At 54.1% G+C, this 20,390-nt stretch carries 18 protein-coding genes; 12 read left to right on the top strand and 6 right to left on the bottom strand.

Annotated elements, in window-relative coordinates:
• Positions 1 to 9 precede the first annotated feature (9 nt).
• A complete protein-coding gene (gene pntA / locus SK50_RS12535) occupies positions 10 to 1,539 on the bottom strand; it encodes a Re/Si-specific NAD(P)(+) transhydrogenase subunit alpha (protein WP_048229499.1) in 1,530 nt (509 codons plus the stop codon).
• Positions 1,540 to 2,074: 535 nt separating this feature from the next.
• On the opposite strand from pntA, the gene ydgH reads away from it, so the two are divergent.
• The 3 genes from ydgH (at position 2,075) to folM (ending at position 5,349) form a co-directional block, all read left to right on the top strand.
• Positions 2,075 to 3,019, top strand: coding sequence for a DUF1471 family protein YdgH (gene ydgH, locus SK50_RS12530; protein ID WP_045344721.1), 945 nt, complete (start codon positions 2,075 to 2,077; stop codon positions 3,017 to 3,019).
• A gap of 185 nt (positions 3,020 to 3,204) precedes the next feature.
• The gene (locus SK50_RS12525; protein WP_003857548.1) at positions 3,205 to 4,587 is read left to right on the top strand and encodes an amino acid permease; all 1,383 of its coding nucleotides are present in this window, start codon (positions 3,205 to 3,207) and stop codon (positions 4,585 to 4,587) included.
• A 39-nt stretch (positions 4,588 to 4,626) separates the two neighbouring features.
• Positions 4,627 to 5,349, top strand: a complete 723-nt coding sequence (gene folM / locus SK50_RS12520; protein ID WP_003857550.1) for a dihydromonapterin reductase — start codon at positions 4,627 to 4,629, stop codon at positions 5,347 to 5,349.
• Here folM and SK50_RS12515 read toward each other — a convergent pair.
• Positions 5,346 to 5,681 carry a GlpM family protein gene (locus SK50_RS12515; protein WP_015570648.1) on the bottom strand — a complete coding sequence of 112 codons (336 nt, stop codon included), beginning with the start codon at positions 5,679 to 5,681 and terminating at the stop codon, positions 5,346 to 5,348. The genes folM and SK50_RS12515 overlap by 4 nt on opposite strands.
• 127 nt (positions 5,682 to 5,808) lie before the next feature.
• Here SK50_RS12515 and rstA point away from each other — a divergent pair, with 127 nt between their 5' ends.
• The 3 genes from rstA (at position 5,809) to SK50_RS12500 (ending at position 7,941) form a co-directional block, all read left to right on the top strand.
• Entirely contained in the window at positions 5,809 to 6,525 is a 717-nt protein-coding gene (gene rstA, locus SK50_RS12510) for a two-component system response regulator RstA (protein WP_015570649.1), read from the top strand.
• A 390-nt stretch (positions 6,526 to 6,915) separates the two neighbouring features.
• Positions 6,916 to 7,335: an anti-adapter protein IraM gene (iraM, locus tag SK50_RS12505; protein ID WP_053070546.1), complete on the top strand. Its 420-nt coding sequence runs from the start codon at positions 6,916 to 6,918 to the stop codon at positions 7,333 to 7,335.
• 387 nt (positions 7,336 to 7,722) lie between these two features.
• The gene (locus SK50_RS12500) at positions 7,723 to 7,941 is read left to right on the top strand and encodes a cold shock domain-containing protein (RefSeq protein WP_048229498.1); all 219 of its coding nucleotides are present in this window, start codon (positions 7,723 to 7,725) and stop codon (positions 7,939 to 7,941) included.
• 161 nt (positions 7,942 to 8,102) lie between these two features.
• Here SK50_RS12500 and SK50_RS24100 read toward each other — a convergent pair whose 3' ends face one another.
• Positions 8,103 to 8,267: a YnfU family zinc-binding protein gene (locus SK50_RS24100; RefSeq protein WP_213083756.1), complete on the bottom strand. Its 165-nt coding sequence runs from the start codon at positions 8,265 to 8,267 to the stop codon at positions 8,103 to 8,105.
• 151 nt (positions 8,268 to 8,418) lie between these two features.
• On the opposite strand from SK50_RS24100, the gene SK50_RS12495 reads away from it, so the two are divergent.
• From SK50_RS12495 to tus, 3 genes are all read left to right on the top strand, one after another.
• Positions 8,419 to 8,646, top strand: coding sequence for a hypothetical protein (locus tag SK50_RS12495; protein ID WP_017384578.1), 228 nt, complete (start codon positions 8,419 to 8,421; stop codon positions 8,644 to 8,646).
• Positions 8,647 to 8,927: 281 nt separating this feature from the next.
• Positions 8,928 to 10,226, top strand: a complete 1,299-nt coding sequence (rstB, locus tag SK50_RS12490) for a two-component system sensor histidine kinase RstB (protein ID WP_017693541.1) — start codon at positions 8,928 to 8,930, stop codon at positions 10,224 to 10,226.
• 74 nt (positions 10,227 to 10,300) lie between these two features.
• The gene (tus, locus tag SK50_RS12485) at positions 10,301 to 11,230 is read left to right on the top strand and encodes a DNA replication terminus site-binding protein (RefSeq protein ID WP_032648151.1); all 930 of its coding nucleotides are present in this window, start codon (positions 10,301 to 10,303) and stop codon (positions 11,228 to 11,230) included.
• Here the strand turns inward: tus and fumC are convergent, their stop codons facing one another.
• Together fumC and fumA are read right to left on the bottom strand one after the other, a co-directional pair.
• Positions 11,231 to 12,625: a class II fumarate hydratase gene (gene fumC / locus SK50_RS12480; RefSeq protein ID WP_017693543.1), complete on the bottom strand. Its 1,395-nt coding sequence runs from the start codon at positions 12,623 to 12,625 to the stop codon at positions 11,231 to 11,233.
• 182 nt (positions 12,626 to 12,807) lie between these two features.
• Positions 12,808 to 14,454, bottom strand: a complete 1,647-nt coding sequence (gene fumA, locus SK50_RS12475) for a class I fumarate hydratase FumA (RefSeq protein WP_015570656.1) — start codon at positions 14,452 to 14,454, stop codon at positions 12,808 to 12,810.
• 199 nt (positions 14,455 to 14,653) lie between these two features.
• Here fumA and manA point away from each other — a divergent pair, with 199 nt between their 5' ends.
• Together manA and SK50_RS12465 are read left to right on the top strand one after the other, a co-directional pair.
• Positions 14,654 to 15,829, top strand: coding sequence for a mannose-6-phosphate isomerase (manA, locus tag SK50_RS12470; protein ID WP_048229496.1), 1,176 nt, complete (start codon positions 14,654 to 14,656; stop codon positions 15,827 to 15,829).
• Between the two features lie 99 nt (positions 15,830 to 15,928).
• Entirely contained in the window at positions 15,929 to 17,455 is a 1,527-nt protein-coding gene (locus SK50_RS12465) for a YdgA family protein (protein WP_017693544.1), read from the top strand.
• Between the two features lie 101 nt (positions 17,456 to 17,556).
• Here SK50_RS12465 and SK50_RS12460 read toward each other — a convergent pair whose 3' ends face one another.
• The gene (locus tag SK50_RS12460; protein WP_017384586.1) at positions 17,557 to 18,585 is read right to left on the bottom strand and encodes a Mal regulon transcriptional regulator MalI; all 1,029 of its coding nucleotides are present in this window, start codon (positions 18,583 to 18,585) and stop codon (positions 17,557 to 17,559) included.
• A gap of 179 nt (positions 18,586 to 18,764) precedes the next feature.
• Between SK50_RS12460 and malX the strand changes: the two genes are divergently transcribed.
• On the top strand, positions 18,765 to 20,357 hold the full coding sequence (gene malX / locus SK50_RS12455; RefSeq protein ID WP_015570659.1) for a maltose/glucose-specific PTS transporter subunit IIBC: 1,593 nt from the start codon (positions 18,765 to 18,767) through the stop codon (positions 20,355 to 20,357).
• Positions 20,358 to 20,390: the final 33 nt, after the last annotated feature.

The following is a 20,390-nucleotide window of genomic DNA, read 5'->3' as shown; positions in this document are numbered from 1 at the left end:
TGCTACCCCTTAGCCTTTACGAAACATTTTCAGCATGCGCTGAGTCACGGTGAAACCACCGAAAATATTGATACTGGCGATCAGCACTGCGATGAAGCTCAGGAAGCTGATCCAGCCGCCATGACCAATTTGCAGCAATGCCCCAACCACGATAATCCCGGAGATGGCATTGGTGACCGACATCAGCGGGGTATGCAGCGCATGGGAGACGTTCCACACGACGTAGTAACCCACCACGCAGGAGAGCGCGAAGACGGTGAAGTGGCCAAGGAACTCTTTTGGCGCGACGTCCGCCAGCCAGCCAAACAGGATAATAACCAGCGCCATGATGGCGTATTTGCGCCACGGCGACGCAGGTTTTGCTGGCTCCGCGGGCTCTGGCGCCGCTTTCGGCGCAGCCTGAGGTTGAGCGGAAACCTGAATCGGCGGTGCAGGCCAGGTGATTTCCCCTTCCCGCACCACGGTAACGCCACGCACCACCACATCATCAAAATCAACGGTAATGTTGCCGTCTTTCTCTTTGCAGAGCAGCTTCAGCAGGTTAACGAGGTTCGTGCCGTACAGCTGAGAGGACTGGGTTGGCAGACGCCCTGGCAGGTCGGTATAACCGATCACCTTCACGCCGTTCGAGGTCGTCGTGACCTGGTTTGGCACGGTATACTCACAGTTACCGCCGTTTTGCGCCGCCAGATCGACAATAACGCTGCCCGGCTGCATGGAATCCACCATCTCACGGGTGATCAGCTTCGGCGCCGGTTTACCCGGAATAAGCGCGGTGGTGACAATGATGTCCACCTCTTTTGCCTGCGCCGCAAAGAGCGCCATTTCCGCCTTAATAAAGGCTTCAGACATGACCTTCGCGTAACCATCACCGCTGCCCGCTTCTTCCTTGAAGTCCAGCTCAAGGAATTCGGCGCCCATACTCTGCACCTGCTCCTTCACTTCCGGCCGGGTATCAAACGCGCGAACAATAGCGCCCAGGCTGTTTGCGGCCCCGATAGCGGCAAGACCTGCCACACCGGCACCAATCACCATCACCTTCGCGGGTGGTACTTTACCTGCCGCCGTAATCTGACCTGTAAAGAAGCGACCAAACTCATGCGCAGCTTCGACAATGGCGCGATAGCCGGCAATGTTCGCCATGGAGCTCAGCGCATCCAGAGACTGCGCGCGCGAAATACGCGGCACGGAGTCCATCGCCATCACGGTGACACCGCGTGCTGCCAGCTTCTCCATCAGCTCCGGGTTTTGGGCTGGCCAGACAAAGCTCACAAGCGTAGTGCCCGCGTTCAGCAGTTCAATTTCACTCTCTTCCGGTGCGTTGACCTTCAGAATGATGGGTGATTGCCAGACCTCAGCACCGTCCACTACGTCCGCGCCAGCCTGAGTAAAGGCCTCGTCATCGAAACTCGCCAGTTTGCCCGCGCCGCTTTCAATCGCGACGGTAAAACCCAGTTTAAGCAGTTGCTCCACCGTTTTTGGTGTTGCCGCTACGCGGGTTTCATTGGCTAACCGTTCTTTTGGTACCCCAATACGCATAGTTTTCCCTTCCATCGGTTTTTGATGATGGTTTGTCGATAATTGCCCACGGTTTGTATCAATTTTCACCATCGAGATATCGACGGAGAATGATTAACCCCGGAAAATAAAACAGTAACAAACTTTCTATAACCTACTGAAAATAGCGCCCGTGATCTACCGCCAGAAAACACTATTTCTTACTTTATCTGTGAAAAATAAGCGATCGGGGTCACTGACAGAGATATTTACCTTAAATTCGCCTTCAGGACCGATAAATCGCGCAAGCGAAGCGGTAAAAACATGATATAGCGCCATAAAAGAACAACTCATTAACATTAAATTAACTTGTAAAAGTCATATGCTTAATCAGTTTTGCTTGTGAAACGCCTGTTTTTTCCACATATCACAAAATGTTATCGAATCAGGTCCTTTGGTGAGCACAGGCTGTGAAAAATGCCGCAGACAGCGACGGGTGTTAAATGCCATAATCGGGACCGTCTCAAATTAACAACAACACCAGTACATGGTTTGCGCAAGGCGAAGGATTATTTTTATGAAGCTTAAGAACACACTCCTGGCGTCCGCACTTCTTTCCGCGACCGCCCTGTCTGCGAATGCCGCGACAGAGTTGACGCCGGAGCAAGCGGCAGCGTTAAAACCTTTTGACCATACGGTCATTGTGGGTCGCTATAACTCTATTGGCGATGCCGTCGCCGCCGCATCAAAAGCCGCCGATAAAAACGGCGCTGCCTCGTTTTACGTTGTTGACCAGTCCGATCAGGGCAACAGCGGCAACCAGCGCGTGACGATTGCGCTGTACAAAGAGAATGCCCCAAAAGCAGATGAACAGAAAAACCGCGTGATTAACGGCATTGTTGAACTGCCGAAAGATCAGGCTGTTCAGCTGGAACCGTATGACACCGTGACCGTTCAGGGCTTCTACCGCAGCCAGCCTGAAGTTAACGATGCCATCACCAAAGCCGCGAGAGAAAAAGGCGCTTACGCGTTCTATATCGTGCGTCAGGTTGATGCCAACCAGGGCGGAAACCAGCGCATCACCGCCTTCATCTATAAGCAAGATGCGAAAAAACGCGTAGTACAAAGCCCGGATGCCATTCCAGCGGATTCAGATGCGGGACGTGCCGCGTTAGCGAAAGGCGGTGAAGCAGCGAAGAAAGTGGAAATTCCGGGCGTTGCAACCTCGGCGGCACCAAGCGCTGAAGTGGGTCGTTTCTTTGAAACCCAATCCACCAAAGGCGGTCGTTATACCGTTACGTTACCAGACGGCACGAAAATTGAAGAGCTGAACAAAGCCACTGCCGCGCAGATGGTTCCGTTCGACAGCATCAAGTTTACGGGCAACTATGGCAACATGACGGAAATCTCCTATCAGGTGGCGAAGCGTGCTGCGAAGAAAGGCGCGAAGTATTACCACATCACCCGCCAGTGGCAGGAACGTGGTAACAACCTGACCATCAGCGCCGATCTGTACAAGTAACAAAACGGTTTCATAAAGGCGGCGCAGTGCCGCCTTTTTTGTTACTTTTTTTCTGATTTCTGCCACACGTCATTGCATGCATCCTTCACACTCCGTAAAATCCCGCGCCTTAGCGTGATCCACCATTTTTATGCGCCTTAGCGAAATAATTATTCTGGATTTGGACTTTTCATAACAGGAAGCCAATGGAAAAGAAACTTGGCCTGAGTGCTTTAACTGCACTTGTATTGAGCTCAATGCTGGGCGCGGGCGTATTCAGTTTGCCGCAGAACATGGCGGCCGTCGCCAGCCCGGCCGCATTACTGATTGGCTGGGGCATTACCGGTGTCGGGATTTTGCTGCTGGCGTTCGCCATGCTGCTGCTGACCCGTATCCGACCGGATCTGGACGGCGGAATATTCACTTACGCCCGGGAAGGTTTCGGCGAGCTGATCGGCTTCTGCTCCGCCTGGGGTTACTGGCTGTGCGCGGTGATCGCCAACGTCTCCTATCTGGTTATCGTCTTCTCGGCGCTCAGCTTCTTTACCGATACGCCCGAACTGCGCCTGTTTGGCGACGGCAATACCTGGCAGTCCATCGTCGGCGCCTCGGTCCTGCTGTGGATAGTTCACTGGCTGATTTTGCGTGGCGTCCAGACCGCAGCCAGCATTAACCTGGTGGCGACGCTGGCCAAGCTGGTGCCGCTTGGCCTGTTCGTCGTGCTGGCCTTCCTCGCCTTCCGTCTTGATGTCTTTACGCTCGATTTCAGCGGCATTGCGCTGGGCGTCCCCGTTTGGGAACAGGTGAAAAATACCATGCTGATCACCCTGTGGGTGTTCATCGGCGTTGAAGGTGCCGTCGTGGTCTCTGCCCGCGCGCGTAACAAGCGCGATGTGGGACGCGCCACGCTGTTGGCCGTACTGGCGGCGCTGGGCGTTTATCTGCTGGTGACGCTGTTGTCGCTCGGCGTGGTGGCCCGCCCTGAACTGGCGGAAATGCGTAACCCGTCCATGGCCGGGCTGATGGTGAAAATGTTGGGCCCCTGGGGGGACGTGATTATCGCGGCGGGTCTGATTGTTTCCGTTTGCGGCGCCTATCTGAGCTGGACCATTATGGCAGCGGAAGTCCCGTTCCTGGCCGCCACGCACAAAGCGTTCCCGCGCCTGTTTGCCCGTCAGAACAAAAACAGTGCACCATCGGCCTCTCTGTGGCTCACCAACATCAGCGTGCAGGTCTGTCTGGTGCTGATCTGGCTCACAGGATCGGACTATAACACGCTGCTGACCATCGCCTCCGAGATGATTCTGGTACCCTATTTCTTAGTGGGCGCATATCTGTTAAAAATTGCGACCCGCCCGGCACACTATGCGGTAGGCGTCGGCGCCTGTATTTACGGTCTATGGTTGTTGTATGCTTCCGGACCGATGCATCTGCTGCTGTCCGTGGTGCTCTACGCGCCGGGCCTGCTGGTGTTTATCTACGCTCGCCGTACACATCAGCTTGATAATGCCCTTAAGCGCCGCGAAATGGCATTGATAGGTTTGCTGTTAGTCGCTGCCGTACCGGCAACGTGGATGTTAATGGGATAGCGCCGCCTGTCCCATTGTTGAACTGAAAAGGAGATTACGATGGGACACACGCAGCAACGCCCAATATTGATCACTGGCGCAGGCCGTCGCATTGGCCTCGCCCTCGCCCATCACTTTCTCAATCTTCGCCATCCGGTTATCGTCAGTTACCGCACGGAATATCCCTCCATTGAAGGGCTACGAAATGCCGGAGCAGTCTGCATTCAGGCGGATTTCTCCACAGATGAAGGTATTCTCGCCTTCGCGGACAAAGTGAAGTCGACCACCCACGGACTGCGGGCGGTTATTCACAACGCCAGTACCTGGCTTCCCGAAAAAGCAGGACATTCACTCAGCGAAACGCTCGCCTGCATGATGCAGATCCACGTTAATGCGCCTTATCTGCTCAACCATGCCCTACAGGATTTGCTGCGCGGACACGGCCATGCCGCAGGAGACATTATCCATTTCACCGATTACGTGGTGGAGCGAGGAAGCGACAAACACATCGCCTATGCGGCCAGCAAAGCCGCGCTGGATAATATGACCCGCTCTTTCGCACGCAAGCTGGCGCCCGAGGTAAAGGTCAACGCGATTGCTCCGGCGATGATTTTATTTAACGAAGGCGATGATGCCGAGTATCGTCAGCAGGCGCTCAACAAGTCGTTAATGAAAATTGCGCCCGGCGAGAAAGAGGTGATCGACCTGATCGATTATCTGCTGACCAGCTGTTACGTCACGGGCCGAACGTTTGCCGTGGACGGTGGCCGCCCCCTGCGCTAGTGAAAGCGGCTCCAGAAGAAGATGAGCACCCAGGCGCTGAGGCTCCAGCAGACCACCGCCCCGCCCAGCGCCATGGGCAGACGCAGAAAACCGGTGAAGTACCACAGCGACAGCAGGTAAATAAAATACGGGATGATCGACCACATCCCGAACACAATGGTGGCGCGCAGCGCCTCAATACCCCGCTCAGAGGCCACAATATAGTGCGCGATTAACGCAAAGGTGGGAAACAGCGGGATCAGCCCGGCAATGTAGTAGTTCTTCGTTTTAGCCAGCACCCCAATCAGCAGCACGACCAGCGCACCCAGCGCGGCTTTTATCACCAGCCCCATTCTTTTCCCTTAACAATCAAATAACATTCCCGTGCAGGATAACGGAACTCCGGCTAATTTTGAAAGATTAATGGAAGGTTAAGGTTGCGCGGTGTATGTTGACGTTTTTCGCGATGACAGACGTTGTATGAATAAGATTGTTTATGTTGAAGATGAACCCGAGGTGGGGCAATTAATCGCCGCTTATCTGGGTAAACATGATATGGAAGTGGTTGTCGAGCCTCGTGGCGATCGCGCTGAAGACGTCGTCAACCGCGAAAATCCGGATCTGGTGTTGCTGGACATCATGCTGCCCGGGAAAGATGGTATGACGCTCTGCCGGGATCTGCGCGCGAAATGGGACGGCCCGATCGTGCTGCTGACCTCTCTCGACAGCGATATGAATCATATTCTGTCGCTTGAGATGGGCGCAAACGACTACATCCTGAAAACCACGCCGCCGGCGGTTCTGCTAGCCCGTTTACGCCTCCATCTGCGTCAGCGTGCCAGCGCTGAGCGTGAAGCGCCTGCGCCCTCCTTAACGCCGCATAAAGCGATGCGTTTCGGCACACTTTCTATCGACCCGGTCAACCGGCAGGTTATGCTTTCCGGGGAGCTGATTGCGCTCTCAACCGCAGATTTTGACCTGCTGTGGGAGCTAGCAACCCATGCCGGACAAATTATGGACCGGGATGCATTACTGAAAAATCTGCGCGGCGTAAGTTACGACGGAATGGATCGTAGCGTTGATGTGGCGATTTCACGACTGCGTAAAAAACTGTTGGATAACGCCACGGAACCTTACCGCATCAAAACCGTACGCAACAAGGGCTATCTGTTTGCACCGCACGCCTGGGAAACCTGAAAAAGGAGCAAACAGGAATATTCGAAAAATAACTGACGATGCATCGGAATTGTTATCGATATTCGTCGAAAGTTATCGATTATATGCATCGTCAGTTATGACATATCCCCTGGTCTGATTCCTCTCTCCAGTTCTATTTCGATGTGCATTTTTCGCGTAAACAAAAGTAGCGCTAATGTATTTGATTGCTAAAGTACAATATATATTCAGCAGAGCAGGCACCATCATCGATCAAAAATCCGTCACTTAAATGCACATTAGGCTAAAAATGATCTTTACAATTGACTTAATCATTATCTTATCCTTATGAAAACAAAGGGGATAATGGCAAACATATAAATAATATCGATCTTTTTCAATAGCTTACGTGTTTGCAGAAATCTAATTCTCATGCTAAACCTTATACTCTCTCAATTATTTAATGAAAGAGGTATAGCAATGTCATGGAGAGTCATTAGCTCGGTAATTTGTCCTAACACGGGAATCGTTTATTCAAGCATCTTGGGACTCAAGTTCTTGAAACTCATCATTTGGTATGAAAGCGATGTCTATTTGTACCCCGGTGACAGGATATATCCGACAAAAAATGGCGTCTTCATAAATGGTATTTTCAAGCCTATATCGATATACAACATATCACCTTACAACGAAATGTTGTGGAGTGAAATTAAAAACAAGATGGCCTGCCCATACAATCGAAACCAGCACGAGGAGATATGCACTTACGCGGTGCATTGCAACGCGCGGAAATGCCCGCATGGGTTTGCCACCAACCCACTGATTGTCAGCACAGGTAAATCCAGACATTAGCGAAAATCGGAAATATTGAGATCAAGATAATTAATATTTCTGCTGCACCGCCTTTGTCCGGATAAATCTCCGTGACTACAGCCCAAATGCTCCTGTGGGGACATTTGGGCTGTAGTCACGCCTGGCAACTCTGGCTTCTTGTACCAAATTAATTTTTATTGTGCAATTTTAAGCAAGCCATCCGGAAGGCTAAAATAAAAATTGCTAATTAACCCTGCCCGTGCATTAATGGTCTCGTTAGTCCGATCCAATAATAGTTGGACAAGTTGCATGACAATTCTCATAACCAGGCGCTATCGCTGATATCCCCTCCTTTTGAGTCCACACCTTAGCATTATATGTTTATTAGCTTTTATATCACTTCGGAAATGTTCAAATGGAGTCTTTATGTCATCAAAATTTTTAGGTCTGGTTAAGTGGTTTAAGGAAGATAAAGGCTTTGGTTTTATCTCCCCTGTAGATGGCAGCAAAGATGTTTTCGTGCATTTCTCTGCCCTTCAGGGAGAGAACTTCAAAACACTTTTTGAAGGTCAGAAAGTCGAATTTATCATCGTAAGCGGCGATAAAGGCCCTGCTGCTGCGAATGTAACGCTTTGCGATAAATAATATCAGCACACAGCCGCGTTGACGATGATGTTGCTTCTGGCTCGTGGACTGCACAAGCAGTCTACAATCCGATGCTAACTGCTTGTAAATCAGTAAAGTGTTATTGAGGTCAGGCGGCCGCGAAAAACATCGTCTCTTCCACTTCTTGTATGAGTATTTCTTCAGAGACGCTGAGAGGATTTAAACAAAGCGCTACAGTAGGGACAGACAAGCTGGGCCCCCTTTTGTATGCGAGTGAAACTGTGCTCTGACTCTTTAGCGCAGTTTGGACATGAACATTTGACTAAATAATTGCGACGAAGTTGCGAGTTTTTACGTCCCGACATAGGCTGCTCCTGAATGAAAAGGATTGCCACCATACACGTTAAGGCAGGATATTGCTTGCTTTTATTTCCCAAAGAGAGCAAAAAATGGAAAGGAGCCACGCTTCTGGAACATACTTACCTTACACAATCACAAAGAGATATAGAGTGATATATGAAAAAGGTGATCATTTTTTTTAATGCCAACCCCAGCAAAGTCATTATCGTGCTTAAGGGCATAACGTCTGTACGCCAGACATATCCGGATGGTGAAGAAATTAATCTTCAGATCATGACTGCAAGCTTTCCGTCGTTGACGGGAGATCATAATTCTATCTATGTTGCTTCAGACAGGGAACTTACCTCTCAGGAAATATCTGATGCTGCCAAACAATATTTATAATATTTTCTGTCACTAGTCCGGTTAACAACACAGCATTTATTTCACTCAGAATGAGAAAAATTACAATTCATCATTATTAATGCCTGCAAAATGCAGGCTTTTTTACGACATTGCCCTTTAAATTTAACTATTCCGCATAATCGTGCTGTTCACTTTGCTCCCTCTGTTTCCGAAGAAAGTGTATCATCAACCTTCTTCGCTCCTGTGGTGATATGGATGTCCACGCAGGGCTGACGAAGTAAAGCCGGGTTCTTAATTGATTGATTTAGCGGTGCTATCCAATGAAAAAGCTGTTTGTGCAGTTTTATCTCCTGCTGTTTGTCTGCTTTCTGGTGATGACCATGCTGGTCGGGCTGGTCTACAAATTCACCGCAGAGCGCGCGGGCAGGCAATCCCTGGACGATCTGATGAAAAGCTCGCTCTATCTGATGCGTAGCGAGCTGCGAGAAATTCCTCCTCATGACTGGGCGCGCACGTTAAAAGAGCTGGATCTGAATCTGTCGTTTGATTTGCGTATCGAACCCATGAAGGATTTTGACTTAGCGCCGCCTGCGATGCAGCGTCTGCGCGACGGAGACATCGTCGCACTGGACGAGAAATATACCTTCATTCAGCGTATTCCGCGCAGCCATTATGTTCTGGCCGTCGGGCCAGTGCCCTATCTCTATTACCTGCACCAGATGCGCCTGCTGGATCTCGCTCTGCTGGGCTTTATTGCCATTTCGCTCGCTTTACCTGTGTTCATCTGGATGCGACCGCACTGGCAGGACATGCTGAAACTGGAATCCGCCGCACAGCGTTTTGGGGAGGGTCATTTAACTGAACGCATACATTTCGACAGCGGTTCCAGTTTTGACCGGCTCGGTATTGCCTTCAACCAGATGGCCGATAACATCAACGCCCTGATTGCCAGCAAGAAGCAGCTGATCGATGGTATTGCGCATGAACTGCGCACTCCGCTGGTACGCCTGCGTTATCGCCTGGAGATGAGCGAGAACCTCACCGGGGCGGAATCGCAGGCGCTCAATCGGGATATTGGCCAGCTTGAAGCGCTGATTGAAGAGCTGCTGACCTATGCCCGCCTCGATCGGCCTCAGACGGAGTTGCACCTCAGTACACCGGATCTCCCCGTCTGGCTACAGACGCATATTAACGATGTGCAGAGCGTTAACCCTCAGCGAAAACTGCTGACAGCCATTACCCCCGGCGCGTACGGCGCACTGGACATGCGCCTGATGGAACGCGTGCTGGATAATCTGATGAACAACGCCATGCGCTACAGCGAAACGACGCTGCGCATAGGTTTAGATTTGCAGGGAAGCCAGGCGATTCTGTGTGTGGAAGATGATGGCCCCGGCATTGAGCCGGCGGAGCGTGAAAAAGTTTTTGAGCCGTTTGTGCGCCTCGATCCCAGCCGCGACCGGGCTACCGGCGGCTGTGGTCTGGGGCTGGCTATTGTCCGTTCTATTGCCCAGGCGATGGGCGGTTCGGTTCGCTGCGAAGCGAGCGAGCTGGGTGGAGCCCGGTTCGTCTTTAGCTGGCCGATCTATCACAATATTCCCCTTCCCGTACCTGCCTGACCTAAACCGCACGCTGGCCTGACCCGGCGTGTTATGCTATATCAGTAGTATGTTGTAACTAATTAAGGGCTGTTATGGCAACTTACGATCTCATCGAAAGGCTTAACACCACATTTCGGGAAATAGAGCAGGCGTTACTGACCCTCACGGGGCAACTTCAGGACTGCCGCCTGCTGGCCGCCCGCGTCTTTTCCCTGCCCGAGGTGGCGAAAGGCGCGGAGCACGACCCGATGAACACCATTGAGGTGACGCAGCATATTGGCAAGGCGGCGCTGGAAATGACGTTGCAGCACTTTCGTCGCCTTTTCATCCAGCAGCAGTCCGAAAATCGCAGCAGTAAGGCCGCCGTTCGCCTGCCCGGCGTCATCTGCCTGCAAACGGATGCCGCAACGCGTGAAGGAATTGAGGCGCAGATTACGCATATCAATACGCTGAAAGCCGCCTTCGAGAAGATTGTAACCGTTGAGTCCGGGCTGGCGCCGGCTGCCCGTTTTGAATGGGTGCATCGCCAGCTTCCGGGGCTGATCACCCTGAATGCTTACCGCACGCTGACGGTACTGCGCCACCCCGCCACGCTGCGCTTCGGCTGGGCCAACAAGCACATCATTAAAAATTTCACGCGCGATGAGATCCTGGCTCAGCTGGAGAAAAGCCTGAAATCGCCGCGAACGGTCGCCCCGTGGTCGCGGGAACAGTGGATTGAACGGCTGGAGCAGGAGTACCACAGCATTGCCTCCCTGCCAGCTGATACCCGTCTTAAAATAAAGCGTCCGGTGAAGGTACAGCCTATCGCCCGCGTCTGGTACGCCGGACAACAAAAGCAGGTGCAATACGCCTGCCCGACGCCGCTGATTGCGCTCTACGATGCCGATCAGGGTGCGGTGGTGCCGGATATCGGGGAACTGCTGAATTACGATGCTGAAAACGTTCAGCATCGCTATAAACCCCAGGCGCAGCCGCTACAGCTGATTATTCCGCGGCTGCACCTGTATGTGGCGCAGTGATTATCTGAGGCTGCCCACCATCGCTTCCGGGCGGACCCAGGCATCAAACTCGGCGTCCGTCAGGTAGCCCAGCGCCAGCGCAGAGGCTTTCAGGGTAAGCCCCTCTTTGTGCGCTTTTTTAGCGATTTCGGCCGCTTTGTCATAACCAATATGGGTGTTCAGCGCCGTTACCAGCATCAGAGACTCATTCAGCAGCTGGCTGATTCGCTCGCGATTAGGCTCAATGCCCACCGCGCAGTGCTCGTTAAAGCTCTCCATGCCATCGGCCAGCAGACGAATCGATTGCAGTACGTTGTGGATCACCATCGGGCGATAGACGTTAAGCTCGAAGTTACCCGACGCGCCGCCCATGTTAACCGCCACGTCATTACCCATCACCTGACAGCACAGCATGGTCATGGCTTCGCACTGGGTCGGGTTCACTTTGCCCGGCATAATGGAGCTGCCCGGCTCGTTTTCCGGAATGCTGATTTCGCCGATGCCGCAGCGCGGGCCGGAGGCCAGCCAGCGCACGTCGTTGGCAATTTTCATCAGCGAGGCCGCCAGCCCTTTCAGCGCGCCATGGGTATGCACCAGCGCATCACAGGTCGCCAGCGCTTCGAATTTATTCGGCGCGGTAACAAACGGCTGCCCGGTGATCTTCGCCAGCTCTTCGGCCACGCGCACCGCGTACTCGGGATGGGTGTTTAAGCCAGTGCCCACCGCCGTCCCGCCGAGCGCCAGCTCCGCCAGATGCGGCAGGCTGTTGTCGATATGCTTAAGATTGTGCTCCAGCATCGCCACCCAGCCGGAGATCTCCTGACCAAGCGTCAGCGGCGTGGCGTCCTGAAGGTGCGTACGACCAATCTTAACAATGTCGCGGAAGGCCTGCGCTTTCTCGTTAAGCGTAGATTTAAGCACGTTGAGCTGCGGGATAAGCTGCTCGCGGATTGCGATGACGGCCGCCACGTGCATGGCCGTCGGGAACACGTCGTTGGAACTCTGGCTTTTGTTCACGTCATCGTTCGGGTGGACCTTGCGCTCCATGCCGCGCACGCCGCCAAGAAGCTCGCTTGCGCGGTTCGCCAGCACCTCGTTCATGTTCATGTTGCTCTGGGTGCCTGAGCCGGTCTGCCAGATGGCAAGGGGGAATTCGTCGGGATGTTTGCCCGCCAGCACTTCGTCGGCGGCATTGATGATGGCGGTGGCTTTATCGGCATCCAGCAGGCCCAGATCCTGATTGACTTTGGCGGCAGCGCGTTTGGTCAACGCCAGCGCCTGGATTAGCGAGACGGGCATTTTCTCTGTCGAAATGCGGAAATGCTCCAGCGAACGCTGGGTTTGTGCGCCCCATAGCTTGTCGGCCGGGACGTCGATGGCGCCCATGGAGTCTTTCTCGCGGCGATGCATTGTCATTACTTACTCCTTGATAACAAAGATGGGATTGCTCACATGCTTAAGAGATAAGTATTGATGACTTCTGAGAAACGTTATGGCGCTTTGTGCGCTCTTTTTGATGTCGGGTGGCGGCTGCGCCTTACCCGACCTACGAGAATGCAGGCCGGGTAAGCGTCAGCGCCAACCGGCAATTTACAGACTTACTTCACACACGCCGAACACTGGGAAGACTGGATCTGTTTGAAGAAGTCGTTACCTTTGTCATCCACGAGGATGAACGCCGGGAAGTCTTCCACTTCAATTTTCCAGATCGCTTCCATACCCAGTTCCGGGTACTCCACGCACTCAAGGCTCTTGATACTGCCCTGCGCCAGCACCGCTGCCGGGCCACCGATGCTACCGAGGTAGAAGCCGCCGTGCTTGTGGCACGCGTCCGTCACCTGCTGGCTGCGGTTGCCTTTCGCCAGCATGATCATGCTGCCGCCGTTTGCCTGCAACTGGTCGACGTAGGAGTCCATACGACCCGCCGTGGTTGGGCCTAACGAGCCGGAAGCATATCCATCAGGCGTTTTTGCCGGGCCTGCGTAGTAGATCGGGTGATCTTTAATGTACTGCGGCAGCCCTTCGCCGTTGTCCAGGCGCTCTTTCAGCTTCGCATGGGCGATGTCGCGGCCCACGATAATCGTCCCGTTCAGGGAAAGGCGCGTTGAAACCGGATACTGCGAAAGCTGCGCGAGGATCTCTTTCATCGGACGATTCAGGTCCACGCGAACCGCTTCCCCCTCGCCCGCTTTACGCAGTTCTTCAGGAATATATTTGCCCGGGTTGTTCTCCAGCTTCTCGATCCAGATGCCGTCGCGGTTGATCTTCGCCTTGATGTTGCGATCCGCCGAGCATGAGACGCCCATGCCCACCGGACAGGAAGCACCGTGGCGCGGCAGGCGGATCACGCGAATGTCATGCGCGAAGTATTTGCCGCCAAACTGCGCGCCCAGGCCCAGATTCTGCGCTTCGGCCAGCAGTTCCTGCTCAAGCTGCACGTCCCGGAACGCCTGACCATGTTCGTTACCTTCCGTTGGCAGGCCATCGTAGTATTTGGTTGAGGCCAGCTTAACGGTTTTCAGGGTGCTTTCGGCAGACGTACCGCCAATCACAAACGCGATATGGTACGGCGGGCAGGCCGCGGTGCCGAGGGTGCGCATCTTCTCGACCAGATAATTCTTCAGCTTGCCCGGGGTAAGCAGCGCTTTGGTTTCCTGGTAAAGATAGGTTTTGTTGGCTGAACCGCCGCCTTTGGCGATGCAGAGGAATTTGTACTCGTCACCGTCGACGCTGTAGAGGTCAATCTGCGCAGGCAGGTTGGTGCCGGTGTTCACCTCTTTGTACATATCCAGCGCCGCGTTTTGCGAATAGCGCAGGTTGTCTTCGGTGTAGGTATTGTAAACGCCGCGCGCCAGCGCCGCTTCGTCACCGCCGCCGGTCCAGACGCGCTGGCCTTTTTTACCGGTGATAATCGCCGTGCCGGTGTCCTGGCAGGTCGGCAGAATGCCTTTCGCCGCGATATCAGAGTTACGCAGGAATTGCAGGGCAACGTACTTATCGTTCTCACTGGCTTCCGGGTCGCTCAGGATATCAGCAACCTGCTGCTGATGCGCCGGACGGAGCATAAAGGAAGCATCATGGAAGGCTTGCTGCGCCAGCAACGTCAGCGCCTGCGGGTCAACTTTGAGGATCTCCTGCCCTTCAAACTCAGAGACAGAAACGTAATCGCGGGTTAACAGGTAATACTCGGTCTGATCCTGACTGAGGGGGAAAGGATCCTGATAATGGAAGGGTTTATTCGACATTGTTCTCTCACTTACTGCTTCGGTCTGTTTATTCAGGGCAGATGTTCCGCTGCCCGGCTTAAAAGCGAGTCAGCTTATCCTACACAATTTTTTAACAAAAACTGAGACTAGTACGACTTTTTACATCCGCAGGTTACTTCCATTCGGTTTATTGCTTTAATACGCGGAGTTAATTCCACATATGAATCAGGGCTTGATAATGCAAAAACTCATCAACTCAGTGCAAAACTACGCCTGGGGAAGTAAAACTGCGTTAACGGATCTCTACGGTATCGCCAACCCGGACAACCTGCCGATGGCAGAGCTGTGGATGGGCGCGCATCCGAAGAGCAGCTCAAAAATTGAAGATGCCAGCGGTCAGGTTCGCAGCCTGCGTGACGTCATCGACGCCGACAAAGCCGCACTGCTCGGCGATAAAGTGGCGAATCGTTTTGGTGAGCTGCCGTTTCTGTTCAAGGTATTGTGCGCCGACCAGCCGCTCTCCATTCAGGTTCACCCGAACAAAAAAGCCTCTGAGCTGGGCTTTGCCAAAGAAAATGCCGCCGGTATTCCGTTAGACGCCGCAGAGCGTAACTACAAAGATCCTAACCACAAGCCGGAACTGGTTTTCGCCCTGACCCCTTTCCTGGCGATGAATGCCTTCCGCGAGTTTTCCGAGATCATCTCCCTGCTGCAACTGGTCGCCGGGGCTCACAACGCGATCGCCCATTTCCTGGAAAACCCGAACGCAGAAGCCTTGAGCGAGCTGTTTGCCAGCCTGCTGAATATGCAGGGCGAGGAAAAATCCCACGCGCTGGCGGTGCTGAAAGCCGCGCTGAACAGCCAGCAGGGTGAGCCATGGGACACCATTCGCGTAATTTCCGCGTTTTATCCGGACGACAGCGGTCTCTTCTCTCCGCTGCTGCTGAACGTGGTGAAGCTCAACCCGGGCGAAGCAATGTTCCTGTTCGCTGAAACCCCGCACGCCTACCTGAACGGCGTGGCGCTGGAGGTGATGGCTAACTCCGATAACGTACTGCGCGCGGGCCTGACGCCAAAATACATCGACATCCCTGAGCTGGTTGCCAACGTGAAGTTCGTGGCGAAACCTGCTGCGGAGCTGCTTACGCAGCCGGTGAAAAACGGCGCAGAGCTGGACTTCCCGATTCCGGTTGACGATTTTGCCTTCTCGCTGCACGACCTCAGCGCAGACGAAACCGCCATTGCACAGGAGAGCGCAGCGATCCTGTTCTGTGTGGAAGGCGAAGCGACGTTGCATAAAGATAGCGAGCGTCTGGTGCTTAAACCGGGTGAATCCGCCTTTGTCGCGGCCAACGAGTCGCCTGTCCGGGTGAGCGGCACCGGTCGCCTGGCGCGTGTTTTTAATAAGCTTTAGGGACTTACTGAATTTTTTAACAACTCTTGCTAAGCTAGTAACAGGCGTTGTAACACCAGGCGGTTTTAACCGCCTGGTTTCATTTTAGGGATAATCGCAATGAAAAAATCGGTCGTAGCGGTAGGAGTGATTGTTGCTTTAGGCGTGATCTGGACGGGTGCTTCCTGGTATACCGGGAAACAGCTGGAAAGCCGTCTGGCAGAGATGATGACGCAGGCAAACAGCGAGATTAAGCGCAGCGCGCCTGAAGCAGGTCTGGAGCTGAGCTACCAGAACTACCAGCGTGGCGTGTTTACCAGCCATATGCAGGTGGTGGTGAAGCCGGTTGCGGGTAATCAGAACGCCTGGCTGAAACCGGGCCAGAGCGTGGTGCTGGATGAGGTGGTCAGCCACGGTCCGTTCCCGCTGGCGCAGTTGAAAAAGTTTAACCTGATCCCCTCCATGGCATCCGCCAGAACCGTACTGGTGAATAACGAGGTGACGAAGCCGATTTTCGATATGGCGAAAAATGAGTCGCCGTTTGAGATCAATACCCGCATCAGCTATGCCGGTGATACGCATTCCGACATCGACCTGAAAGCCCTGAATTACGAACAAGGCACCGACAAAGTCGCCTTCAGCGGCGGTAATTTCAAGCTTGATGCCGATCGCGACGGCAAGAATGTCTCCCTGACCGGCGATGCCGCCAGCGGCCTGGTGAATTCAGTCAATGAATATAACCAGAAGGTTCAGCTTACCTTCAACAACCTTAAAGCCAGCGGCAATAGCCGTATGACCGATTTTGATGAGCGTATCGGCGACCAGAAACTGAGCCTCGATAAGATCGCCATTGCGATCGAAGGCAAAGAGATGGCGGTGCTGGAAGGCATGGATCTGGACGGTAAGTCTGACGTCTCCAAAGACGGTAAAAGCATCAACACCCAGCTGGATTACAGCCTGAAAAGCCTGAAAGTACAGAATCAGGATCTGGGTACCGGTAAGCTGTCTCTGAAAATCGGCAACATTGACGGCCAGGCGTGGCATGAATTCAGTCAGAAATACAGTAAAGAGAGCCAGGCTCTGCTGACCGATGCCGCCCTGCAACAGAACCCGCAGGCGTACCAGCAGCAGGCGATGACGGTGCTGTTTAATAACCTGCCGATCCTGCTGAAGGGCGAGCCGGTGATTACCGTTGCGCCACTGAGCTGGAAAAACGGCAAAGGCGAAACCAACTTCAACCTGTCGCTGTTCCTGAAGGATCCGGCCGCTGCGACCGGCGAACCGCAGACCCTGGCGCAGGAAGTTGACCGCAGCGTGAAATCGCTCGACAGCAAGCTGACCATCCCGATGGATATGGCGACCGAGTTCATGACGCAGATTGCGAAACTTGAAGGGTATGGTGAAGAAGATGCAGGTAAACTGGCAAACCAACAGGTGAAAGGCCTGGCGGCGATGGGCCAGATGTTCCGCATCACGAAGGTGGAAGACAACACCATTTCCACCAGCCTGCAATATGCTAATGGCCAGGTGACGCTCAACGGCGACAAAATGCCGCTGGAAGAGTTTGTCGGTATGTTTGGTATGCCGACGCTGGGCATTCCGGCACCGGCTGAACCGGCAGCGCCGCCGGCAGTACCGCAGCAGTAAACGAAAAACCCCTCGCATGAGGGGTTTTTTATTGCCGGGTGGCGCTGACGCTTACCCGGCCTCCGATCATGAGCCGTTGCAGGCCCGTGCAAGCAAAGCGTTTACTTCACCGTCACTAACCGCGCAGCCACAATCTGATGCCCGGCCTGCACGTCCGTATTTTCAATGCGCTGCATGATCCTGTCTGCCAGGGTGTACCCCATCTCACGAGCCGGCGTCGTCGCCCAGACGATGGGGAGATCGTCTAACGCATTTTCACCGACATCCGCAAACGCCCCCAGCGCCACCTGATGGCCGAAGAACGTTTCTACCCCGCCCTCACCGCTCTGGCGTCCGGCGCGGATCAAACCGAACCACGCCCCCATCGCAATGACGTCGTTATAGCAAATCACCGCGCTGATCGTCGGGCTGTTGCGAAGCAGCGTGCCGATGGCTTCCGCGGCTTTTTTCTGGCTGGATTCACACTCCACCACCCATTCGCTGTGAAACGGCAGGCCGTATTTGATGAGCGTGGAGCAGTAACCGCCCACCCGCTCGGCACGCGTCAGGGACGAGCTTTTACCGCCGAGCCAGGCGATGCGCTGATGGCCGCGATGAATAAGATGCTCGGTCAGCATTTGCGCGGCCTGCATGTTATCTGGCCGAAGGGTATCGGCTTCGTCGAGATAGCTGGCGCGCGAGGCAAACACCAGCGGTACGCCTTTCTGCGCCGCGCGCTCACACAATTCACTGCCCACGCCGGACGCGCCGGCCACGATCACCCCATCCACCCCTTGCGTCAGCAGCATATCCAGCCTGGAGAGCAGCTGCTCCGGTTCGCGCCCACCGTGGAGCAGGAAAACCATTCGCCCCTGCGCTTCAAGCGCCTCGGTAAGCCCGGCGGTCAGTTCTGCATAAAACGGCGACGTGAGGTCGCGAACGATCAGCCCTATCACCCCGCTTTGCCCACCGCGCAGCGCCGACGCCTGGCGATTACGCACAAAGCCTAACTGCTCAACGGCCTCGTTGACGCGCTGACCCGTTGCAGGAGAGATGCGCCCCTTCCCGCTCAATACCAGCGAAACGGTGCTGACGGAAACCCCCGCCGCCAGCGCGACATCGTTGATGGTGATCTTTTTCGCTACAGCCATGTGGTGGCGTGACTCCTTGATAATGAGATCGCTAAAACGTTTTATCAATACGTTATCTTTATACTACCAGTAAAAGCCTGAGAATGTGATTTAGCGCGCACTAAAGTTTGATAAAACGTTTTATCTTCTCACCCCATCGAGGTCGTTAAATCTCTTTCTACCATTTAAGGAGTCGTTTTATGACGACGAAAGCAGCACAAAAAATATCGCTGTGGGAGTTTTTCCAGCAACTGGGTAAAACCTTTATGCTGCCCGTGGCGCTTCTCTCTTTTTGCGGGATCATGCTGGGGATCGGCAGCTCGTTAAGCAGCCACGACGTCATTACCCTGATCCCTTTCCTCGGAAATCCGGTACTTCAGGCGATCTTCATCTGGATGAGCAAGGTCGGCTCTTTTGCCTTTAGCTTCCTGCCGGTAATGTTCTGTATCGCCATTCCTCTGGGTCTGGCGCGCGAAAATAAAGGCGTGGCGGCGTTTGCGGGCTTCGTTGGCTATGCGGTCATGAACCTTGCGGTTAACTTCTGGCTGACTGCCAAAGGGATCCTGCCCACGACCGACGCGGCGGTACTGAAAGCCAATAACATTCAGAGCGTGATTGGTATTCAGTCCATCGATACCGGGATCCTTGGAGCCGTGATCGCGGGGGTGATTATCTGGATGCTGCACGAGCGCTTCCACAATATTCGCCTGCCCGATGCGCTGGCCTTCTTCGGCGGGACCCGCTTTGTGCCAATCATTACGCTGGTTGTGATGGGTCTGTTTGGTCTGATCATCCCTCTGATTTGGCCGATTTTTGCCATGGGGATCACCGGTATCGGCCGCATTATCAATGGCGCGGGTGATTTCGGCCCGATGATTTTCGGTACGGGTGAACGTCTGCTGCTGCCATTTGGTTTACAGCATATCCTGGTTGCCCTGATCCGCTTTACCGAAGCCGGCGGTACCATGGACGTTTGCGGTCATTCCGTTAGCGGTGCGCTGACCATCTTCCAGGCCCAGCTGAGCTGCCCGACCACTCACGGCTTCTCTGAAAGTGCGACGCGTTTCCTCTCTCAGGGTAAAATGCCTGCCTTCCTCGGCGGCCTGCCGGGCGCAGCGCTGGCGATGTACCACTGTGCCCGTCCGGAAAATCGTCATAAAATTAAAGGTCTGCTGATCTCCGGCGTTATTGCCTGCGTGGTGGGCGGTACGACAGAACCTATCGAGTTCCTGTTCCTGTTCGTAGCGCCGGTACTGTACCTCATCCACGCCGTACTGACGGGCCTGGGCTTTACCGTGATGGCTGTGCTCGGTGTGACCATCGGTAACACCGACGGTAACGTGATTGACTTCGTGGTCTTCGGTATCCTGCACGGTCTGTCCACCAAATGGTATCTGGTGCCGGTTGTGGCCGCCATCTGGTTCGCGGTTTACTACGGGATCTTCCGCTTCGCCATCACCCGCTTTAACCTGAAAACGCCTGGCCGCGATACCGATACGGCCACCAGCGTTGAACAGGCGGTAGCCGGCACCATTGGGAAATCCGGATATAACACGCCGGCTATTCTGGCGGCGCTGGGCGGTGCGGATAACATTACCTCTCTGGATAACTGCATCACCCGCCTGCGTTTGTCGGTGGCGGACATGTCCAAAGTGGATACCAACGCACTTAAAGCTAACCGGGCTATCGGCGTGGTACAGTTAAATCAACACAATTTGCAGGTCGTCATTGGCCCGCAGGTACAGTCAGTGAAGGATGAGCTGGCAACCCTGATGCGAACCGTCGAAGCCTGATGCCTCGCCCCCCTCGTCATGAGGGGGTTTTAC

It is taken from the genome of Enterobacter sp. BWH64 (genome assembly GCF_001037645.1).
Taxonomy (GTDB): Bacteria; Pseudomonadota; Gammaproteobacteria; order Enterobacterales; family Enterobacteriaceae; genus Enterobacter; species Enterobacter hormaechei_C.
The sequence above is the reverse complement of the archived record's forward strand: the minus strand, read 5'-3'. Positions and strand labels throughout refer to the sequence as shown.

Bases quoted from the DNA above. Each gene is read 5' to 3' on its own strand.
- pntA (WP_048229499.1), bottom strand. From the start codon at position 1,539: ATGCGTATTGGGGTACCAAAAGAACGGTTAGCCAATGAAACCCGCGTA.
- ydgH (WP_045344721.1), top strand. From the start codon at position 2,075: ATGAAGCTTAAGAACACACTCCTGGCGTCCGCACTTCTTTCCGCGACC.
- SK50_RS12525 (WP_003857548.1), top strand. From the start codon at position 3,205: ATGGAAAAGAAACTTGGCCTGAGTGCTTTAACTGCACTTGTATTGAGC.
- folM (WP_003857550.1), top strand. From the start codon at position 4,627: ATGGGACACACGCAGCAACGCCCAATATTGATCACTGGCGCAGGCCGT.
- SK50_RS12515 (WP_015570648.1), bottom strand. From the start codon at position 5,681: ATGGGGCTGGTGATAAAAGCCGCGCTGGGTGCGCTGGTCGTGCTGCTG.
- rstA (WP_015570649.1), top strand. From the start codon at position 5,809: ATGAATAAGATTGTTTATGTTGAAGATGAACCCGAGGTGGGGCAATTA.
- iraM (WP_053070546.1), top strand. From the start codon at position 6,916: ATGCTAAACCTTATACTCTCTCAATTATTTAATGAAAGAGGTATAGCA.
- SK50_RS12500 (WP_048229498.1), top strand. From the start codon at position 7,723: ATGTCATCAAAATTTTTAGGTCTGGTTAAGTGGTTTAAGGAAGATAAA.
- SK50_RS24100 (WP_213083756.1), bottom strand. From the start codon at position 8,267: ATGTCGGGACGTAAAAACTCGCAACTTCGTCGCAATTATTTAGTCAAA.
- SK50_RS12495 (WP_017384578.1), top strand. From the start codon at position 8,419: ATGAAAAAGGTGATCATTTTTTTTAATGCCAACCCCAGCAAAGTCATT.
- rstB (WP_017693541.1), top strand. From the start codon at position 8,928: ATGAAAAAGCTGTTTGTGCAGTTTTATCTCCTGCTGTTTGTCTGCTTT.
- tus (WP_032648151.1), top strand. From the start codon at position 10,301: ATGGCAACTTACGATCTCATCGAAAGGCTTAACACCACATTTCGGGAA.
- fumC (WP_017693543.1), bottom strand. From the start codon at position 12,625: ATGACAATGCATCGCCGCGAGAAAGACTCCATGGGCGCCATCGACGTC.
- fumA (WP_015570656.1), bottom strand. From the start codon at position 14,454: ATGTCGAATAAACCCTTCCATTATCAGGATCCTTTCCCCCTCAGTCAG.
- manA (WP_048229496.1), top strand. From the start codon at position 14,654: ATGCAAAAACTCATCAACTCAGTGCAAAACTACGCCTGGGGAAGTAAA.
- SK50_RS12465 (WP_017693544.1), top strand. From the start codon at position 15,929: ATGAAAAAATCGGTCGTAGCGGTAGGAGTGATTGTTGCTTTAGGCGTG.
- SK50_RS12460 (WP_017384586.1), bottom strand. From the start codon at position 18,585: ATGGCTGTAGCGAAAAAGATCACCATCAACGATGTCGCGCTGGCGGCG.
- malX (WP_015570659.1), top strand. From the start codon at position 18,765: ATGACGACGAAAGCAGCACAAAAAATATCGCTGTGGGAGTTTTTCCAG.